This window comes from Gilliamella sp. B2911, from assembly GCF_026536965.1.
Lineage (GTDB): Bacteria > Pseudomonadota > Gammaproteobacteria > Enterobacterales > Orbaceae > Gilliamella > Gilliamella apicola_E.
Genome location: NZ_JAFNNA010000019.1, coordinates 1 through 6651, shown reverse-complemented (window position 1 = coordinate 6651; position 6651 = coordinate 1). Strand labels below are relative to the sequence as shown.

The 6651-nt window shown below is 38.4% G+C and carries 8 protein-coding genes and 2 pseudogenes; 6 read left to right on the top strand and 4 right to left on the bottom strand.

What is annotated here, in order from left to right:
* Positions 1 to 68, top strand: a 68-nt coding sequence (locus J3U27_RS11405) for a hypothetical protein (RefSeq protein ID WP_223232774.1), incomplete at its 5' end; no start/stop codon positions are given.
* A gap of 15 nt (positions 69 to 83) precedes the next feature.
* Here J3U27_RS11405 and J3U27_RS11400 read toward each other — a convergent pair.
* Together J3U27_RS11400 and gltS are read right to left on the bottom strand one after the other, a co-directional pair.
* A pseudogene (locus tag J3U27_RS11400) lies at positions 84 to 203 on the bottom strand (LysR family transcriptional regulator); the annotation flags it as partial.
* A gap of 230 nt (positions 204 to 433) precedes the next feature.
* The gene (gene gltS / locus J3U27_RS11395; RefSeq protein ID WP_000599533.1) at positions 434 to 1639 is read right to left on the bottom strand and encodes a sodium/glutamate symporter; all 1206 of its coding nucleotides are present in this window, start codon (positions 1637 to 1639) and stop codon (positions 434 to 436) included.
* 443 nt (positions 1640 to 2082) lie between these two features.
* Here gltS and J3U27_RS11390 point away from each other — a divergent pair, with 443 nt between their 5' ends.
* The 3 genes from J3U27_RS11390 to J3U27_RS11380 are packed head-to-tail and all read left to right on the top strand — an operon-like array spanning position 2083 to position 3476.
* Positions 2083 to 2403 carry an antibiotic biosynthesis monooxygenase family protein gene (locus tag J3U27_RS11390; protein ID WP_000562370.1) on the top strand — a complete coding sequence of 107 codons (321 nt, stop codon included), beginning with the start codon at positions 2083 to 2085 and terminating at the stop codon, positions 2401 to 2403.
* Positions 2396 to 2782 carry a hypothetical protein gene (locus J3U27_RS11385; RefSeq protein WP_000460651.1) on the top strand — a complete coding sequence of 129 codons (387 nt, stop codon included), beginning with the start codon at positions 2396 to 2398 and terminating at the stop codon, positions 2780 to 2782. The genes J3U27_RS11390 and J3U27_RS11385 overlap by 8 nt, the downstream gene beginning before the upstream one ends.
* 7 nt (positions 2783 to 2789) lie before the next feature.
* Positions 2790 to 3476, top strand: coding sequence for an ArsR/SmtB family transcription factor (locus J3U27_RS11380; RefSeq protein ID WP_001284954.1), 687 nt, complete (start codon positions 2790 to 2792; stop codon positions 3474 to 3476).
* On the opposite strand, the gene tetR(B) is transcribed toward J3U27_RS11380, so the two are convergent.
* A complete protein-coding gene (gene tetR(B) / locus J3U27_RS11375; RefSeq protein WP_000088605.1) occupies positions 3454 to 4077 on the bottom strand; it encodes a tetracycline resistance transcriptional repressor TetR(B) in 624 nt (207 codons plus the stop codon). The genes J3U27_RS11380 and tetR(B) overlap by 23 nt on opposite strands.
* 81 nt (positions 4078 to 4158) lie before the next feature.
* On the opposite strand from tetR(B), the gene tet(B) reads away from it, so the two are divergent.
* Positions 4159 to 5364: a tetracycline efflux MFS transporter Tet(B) gene (tet(B), locus tag J3U27_RS11370; protein ID WP_001089072.1), complete on the top strand. Its 1206-nt coding sequence runs from the start codon at positions 4159 to 4161 to the stop codon at positions 5362 to 5364.
* 112 nt (positions 5365 to 5476) lie between these two features.
* Here the strand turns inward: tet(B) and tetC are convergent, their stop codons facing one another.
* Complete coding sequence (gene tetC / locus J3U27_RS11365; RefSeq protein WP_000428546.1) at positions 5477 to 6070, bottom strand: tetracyline resistance-associated transcriptional repressor TetC; 594 nt, start codon at positions 6068 to 6070, stop codon at positions 5477 to 5479.
* An 87-nt stretch (positions 6071 to 6157) separates the two neighbouring features.
* On the opposite strand from tetC, the pseudogene J3U27_RS11360 reads away from it, so the two are divergent.
* A pseudogene (locus tag J3U27_RS11360) lies at positions 6158 to 6553 on the top strand (helix-turn-helix domain-containing protein); the annotation flags it as partial.
* Between the last annotated feature and the right edge of the window lie 98 nt (positions 6554 to 6651).

The window sequence follows — 6651 nt, the reverse complement described above, 5'->3', positions numbered from 1 at the left end:
CACTCGTGGCTGCAACCCTGCTTACTCAAAATCTATTCACACATGGTTACGTTTTGGGGAAATTATGAGGGGATCTCTCAGTGCTCAGCATGTTTGAGTGCTTTACTCGCCGCGGGTTGAGAAATATGTAAAACTTCAGCCGCACGCGTTAAGGAACCACAAGTCATTACAGCATAAAAGATATCGAGATGTCTTAATTTCATTCCATGTAGCCTACTGATTATTTATTTCTACGGACTATTCTAACGAATAAAGTATAAATAATCAGATATACTCGTCATAATTCAAATTTTGGTTTAGTTGTCACGAGAATTAATTCGTAAACGTGCAAGCTAAATAGATTGACTAGGGGAATATACGGGGTAAGAAAGCGGCTCGGCATACTGCCCTATAATAAATTGTTAGGAGAAGTACGCCGAGTAGTGTGTAGCTATTAGGTAAAGTATGTACCAATTTCAATAAATATTTTAATTAAGATACTGTTTGAAATATCAACAATAAAGGCACCGACCATAGGAACGACAAGGAAAGCTTTATGTGATGGTCCAAATGCTTTTGTGACTGTTTGCATATTCGCAATTGCTGTTGGTGTTGCTCCCATACCAAAGCCACAGTGACCCGCGCTGATCACGACAGCATCATAATCTTTGCCCATCATTTTGAAGGTGACAAAGCAGGCAAATAGCACCATGACAACAGTTTGTACAGCAATGATAATTAATACTGGCCCTGCCATGCTTGCCAATTGACCAAATTTTAATGACATTAACGCCATTGCCAAGAAAAGCGATAAAGCAACGCTACCTAATACATCGACGGTCGGCTCAAACACTTCGTGTTTAAATACATGAGTCAGTGTATTACGGATAATAATACCGACAAATAAACACCAGACAAAAGTAGGCAGTTGCAGAAAAGTATCTTTAAACAATGCACTGATATAGCCACCAACAACAATACAGATAATCAGCATTGAAATGGTTTCAATAACGTTATTTGCATTGATTTTTCTTTTGACGCTTGGTTGCTCAAAAGCTTCAACGATAGTGTCGCGCTCTTGCTCGGTTGTTTTAGGAATAGAGACCTTTTTCAAAAGATGACGGGCAACAGGGCCGCCAACTAAACCACCCAACACTAATCCAAGTGTTGCACAAGCCATCGCTAATTCAACGGCGCCTGTTACACCATATTTATCAGCGAGAATAGGGCCCCATGCTCCGGCATTACCATGACCACCTGTTAGAGTAATTGAACCTGCAATTAAGCCAATAAATGGACTTTCATTCATCATGACAGCCATACTCATGCCGACAGTATTTTGAATGGCGATTAGGATCGTTACTGCAATAGTTAATAGAACTAACGGCTTTCCTCCTTTAATCAGTCGAGAAAAGTCAGAACTTAGCCCGATAGAGGAAAAGAATGTGAGCATTAATAAACTTTGCAATGAAGCATCAAAAGTAAACGAATAACCTGATGTTTTATCAATAATTAACAGAACAATTGCAACAATAAAGCCACCAACGACGGCTTCTGGTATGTGGTTTTTTTGTAGGAACGGGGTAAATTTTACGACAAACATTCCTATGAGTAGCGCGATACATGCGACTAATAATGTATAACTGGCATCTAGGATCATTTTTTTACCTCTATTAGTTTACCAGAATTTTCACTATAACAATTTAACAATAGTGAAAAATGAAGTTACTTTGGTTAACTAATCTTTAACAATGAGTTTTATTAGGGTATCCATAACTTTTAGTTAATAGGGTCATAATTTTAGTGTGATCTTAATCATGAAATATTAAAAAGATTAAAATAACAACAATGGTATTTAATGATGGGTAAACCTAAATACCATGCGGGATCCGCACTATTTTCGGTGATAGCAAAAAATAAAAAAGTATAAATAATAAACAAAATTATAAGAGAAGGAGAACATGATAAGCGCAGGCCGAGCAATTTAAAGAAGTGTGATATACAACATAAAACAGCAGCATGACCTTTCTATATTTCGTTGCTTATCGAAGTGTTAATTTTCGGGTGGATTACTCTGTTTGTTGATTAATAACGGAGAAAAATATGATTGCTGTAATATTTGAGGTGCAAATACAACCCGACCAACAAACTCGCTATTTGACTTTAGCTGAGGAGTTAAGACCACTATTAAGTCATGTAGCTGGTTTTATTTCAATTGAACGTTTTCAAAGTCTAGCTACAGAAGGAAAAATGTTATCGCTATCTTGGTGGGAAAACGAATACGCAGTTCTGCAATGGAAAAATCATGTTTTACATGCGAAAGCTCAACAAGAAGGGCGAGAGTCAATATTTGATTTTTACAAAATTAGTATTGCTCATATTACTCGCGAATATTCATTTAAAAAGGACAAGGATAATGTTTGATGTTCACGTTGTTTTAGATAATCAAATAGGACAATTAGCATTACTAGGAAAAACATTAGGTAATAAAGGTATTGGATTGGAAGGGGGAGGGATATTTACGGTTGGTGATGAATGCCATGCTCATTTTCTTGTTGAACAAGGAAAGGAAGCTAAAATAGCGCTAGAGCAAGCTGGACTGTTAGTACTTGCGATCCGGACACCATTAATTCGTAAGTTAAAACAGGAAAAACCGGGGGAACTTGGCGAAATAGCACGAGTATTGGCGGAGAATAACATTAATATTTTAGTGCAATACAGTGACCATGCTAACCAACTGATATTAATAACGGACAATGATAGTATGGCTGCATCTGTTACGCTCCCTTGGGCAATAAAGTGAACTTGCGATGGCTAATTTAATACGAAAAGAGGTTACCTTTGAGTCCTCAATAGCCGCGATAGGGGCGGCTATGTCTGACATTTCACGAGTTAAAATACTCAGTGCTTTGATGGATGGGCGAGCTTGGACGGCCACTGAGCTAAGTTCTGTGGCGAATATATCAGCTTCAACGGCGAGCAGTCATTTATCTAAATTATTAGATTGCCAGCTAATCACAGTAGTAGCTCAAGGCAAGCATCGTTATTTTCGGCTAGCAGGAAAAGATATTGCTGAATTGATGGAAAGTATGATGGGGATCTCCTTAAACCATGGCGTACATGCCAAAGTTTCCACGCCAGTGCATTTACGAAAAGCACGTACTTGCTATGATCATTTAGCTGGCGAAGTTGCCGTTAAGATCTATGATTCCCTTTGTCAACAGCAATGGATCACTGAAAATGGTTCAATGATCACATTAAGTGGTATTCAATATTTTCATGAAATGGGAATTGACGTTCCTTCCAAACATTCACGTAAAATCTGTTGTGCGTGTTTAGATTGGAGTGAACGCCGTTTCCATTTAGGTGGGTACGTTGGAGCCGCATTATTTTCGCTTTATGAATCTAAAGGGTGGTTAACTCGACATCTTGGTTACCGTGAAGTTACCATCACGGAAAAAGGTTATGCTGCTTTTAAGACCCACTTTCACATTTAAGTTGTTTTTCTAATCCGCATATGATCAATTCAAGGCCGAATAAGAAGGCTGGCTCTGCACCTTGGTGATCAAATAATTCGATAGCTTGTCGTAATAATGGCGGCATACTATCAGTAGTAGGTGTTTCCCTTTCTTCTTTAGCGACTTGATGCTCTTGATCTTCCAATACGCAACCTAAAGTAAAATGCCCCACAGCGCTGAGTGCATATAATGCATTCTCTAGTGAAAAACCTTGTTGGCATAAAAAGGCTAATTGATTTTCGAGAGTTTCATACTGTTTTTCTGTAGGCCGTGTACCTAAATGTACTTTTGCTCCATCGCGATGACTTAGTAAAGCACATCTAAAACTTTTAGCGTTATTACGTAAAAAATCTTGCCAGCTTTCCCCTTCTAAAGGGCAAAAGTGAGTATGGTGCCTATCTAACATCTCAATGGCTAAGGCGTCGAGCAAAGCCCGCTTATTTTTTACATGCCAATACAATGTAGGCTGCTCTACACCTAGCTTCTGGGCGAGTTTACGGGTTGTTAAACCTTCGATTCCGACCTCATTAAGCAGCTCTAATGCGCTGTTAATCACTTTACTTTTATCTAATCTAGACATCATTAATTCCTAATTTTTGTTGACACTCTATCATTGATAGAGTTATTTTACCACTCCCTATTAGTGATAGAGAAAAGTGAAATGAATAGTTCGACAAAGATCGCATTGGTAATTACGTTACTCGATGCCATGGGGATTGGCCTTATCATGCCAGTCTTGCCAACGTTATTACGTGAATTTATTGCTTCGGAAGATATCGCTAACCACTTTGGCGTATTGCTTGCACTTTATGCGTTAATGCAGGTTATCTTTGCTCCTTGGCTTGGAAAAATGTCTGACCGATTTGGTCGGCGCCCAGTGCTGTTGTTGTCATTAATAGGCGCATCGCTGGATTACTTATTGCTGGCTTTTTCAAGTGCGCTTTGGATGCTGTATTTAGGCCGTTTGCTTTCAGGGATCACAGGAGCTACTGGGGCTGTCGCGGCATCGGTCATTGCCGATACCACCTCAGCTTCTCAACGCGTGAAGTGGTTCGGTTGGTTAGGGGCAAGTTTTGGGCTTGGTTTAATAGCGGGGCCTATTATTGGTGGTTTTGCAGGAGAGATTTCACCGCATAGTCCCTTTTTTATCGCTGCGTTGCTAAATATTGTCACTTTCCTTGTGGTTATGTTTTGGTTCCGTGAAACCAAAAATACACGTGATAATACAGATACCGAAGTAGGGGTTGAGACGCAATCGAATTCGGTATACATCACTTTATTTAAAACGATGCCCATTTTGTTGATTATTTATTTTTCAGCGCAATTGATAGGCCAAATTCCCGCAACGGTGTGGGTGCTATTTACCGAAAATCGTTTTGGATGGAATAGCATGATGGTTGGCTTTTCATTAGCGGGTCTTGGTCTTTTACACTCAGTATTCCAAGCCTTTGTGGCAGGAAGAATAGCCACTAAATGGGGCGAAAAAACGGCAGTACTGCTCGGATTTATTGCAGATAGTAGTGCATTTGCCTTTTTAGCGTTTATATCTGAAGGTTGGTTAGTTTTCCCTGTTTTAATTTTATTGGCTGGTGGTGGGATCGCTTTACCTGCATTACAGGGAGTGATGTCTATCCAAACAAAGAGTCATCAGCAAGGTGCTTTACAGGGATTATTGGTGAGCCTTACCAATGCAACCGGTGTTATTGGCCCATTACTGTTTGCTGTTATTTATAATCATTCACTACCAATTTGGGATGGCTGGATTTGGATTATTGGTTTAGCGTTTTACTGTATTATTATCCTGCTATCGATGACCTTCATGTTAACCCCTCAAGCTCAGGGGAGTAAACAGGAGACAAGTGCTTAGTTATTTCGTCACCAAATGATGTTATTCCGCGAAATATAATGACCCTCTTGATAACCCAAGAGGGCATTTTTTACGATAAAGAAGATTTAGCTTCAAATAAAACCTATCTATTTTATTTATCTTTCAAGCTCAATAAAAAGCCGCGGTAAATAGCAATAAATTGGCCTTTTTTATCGGCAAGCTCTTTTAGGTTTTTCGCATGTATTGCGATATGCATAAACCAGCCATTGAGTAAGTTTTTAAGCACATCATCATCATAAGCTTTAAGTTGGTTCTCTTGGATCAATTTGCTGACAATGGCGTTTACCTTACCAGTAATGTATTCAAGGCTAATTTTTTCAAGTTCATTCCAACCAATGATAGGCATCACTTCTTGGATAGGGATAAGGTTTTTATTATTATCAATAATATAATCAAGATAATGTTCAAATATACTTTCTAAGGCAGACCAACCATTTGTTAAATCAGTTTTTGTTGTGATGTAGGCATCAATCATAATTAATTGCTGCTTATAACAGGCACTGAGTAATTGTTTTTTATTTTTAAAGTGATGATAAAAGGCACCTTTGGTCACCAACGCTTTTCCCGAGATCTCATCTATTGAAACAGCTTGATAGCCTTTTTCAACAAACAATATTCGTGCTGAGTTAACCAGTGATTGATAGGTACTCTTAAAATTTTCTTGTTGATGATTTTTATTTTCCATGATAGATTTAAAATAACATACCGTCAGTATGTTTATGGTATCATGATGATGTGGTCGTGACAATCTTAAGAACATTTAGGTTATTTTATGTATATTGAACAGCATTCTCGCTATCAAAATAAAGCTAATAACATCCAATTAAGATATGATGATAAGCAGTTTCATACAACGGTTATCAAAGATGTTCTATTATGGATTGAACATAATTTAGATCAGTCTTTACTGCTTGATGATGTGGCGAATAAAGCGGGTTATACCAAGTGGTATTTTCAGCGGCTGTTCAAAAAAGTAACAGGGGTCACACTGGCTAGCTATATTCGTGCTCGTCGTTTGACGAAAGCGGCTGTTGAGTTGAGGTTGACGAAAAAAACTATCCTTGAGATCGCATTAAAATATCAATTTGATTCCCAACAATCTTTTACACGTCGATTTAAGTACATTTTTAAGGTTACACCAAGTTATTATCGGCGTAATAAATTATGGGAATTGGAGGCAATGCACTGAGAGATCCCCTCATAATTTCCCCAAAGCGTAACCATGTGTGAATAAATTTTGAGCTAGTAGGGTTGCAGCCACGAGTA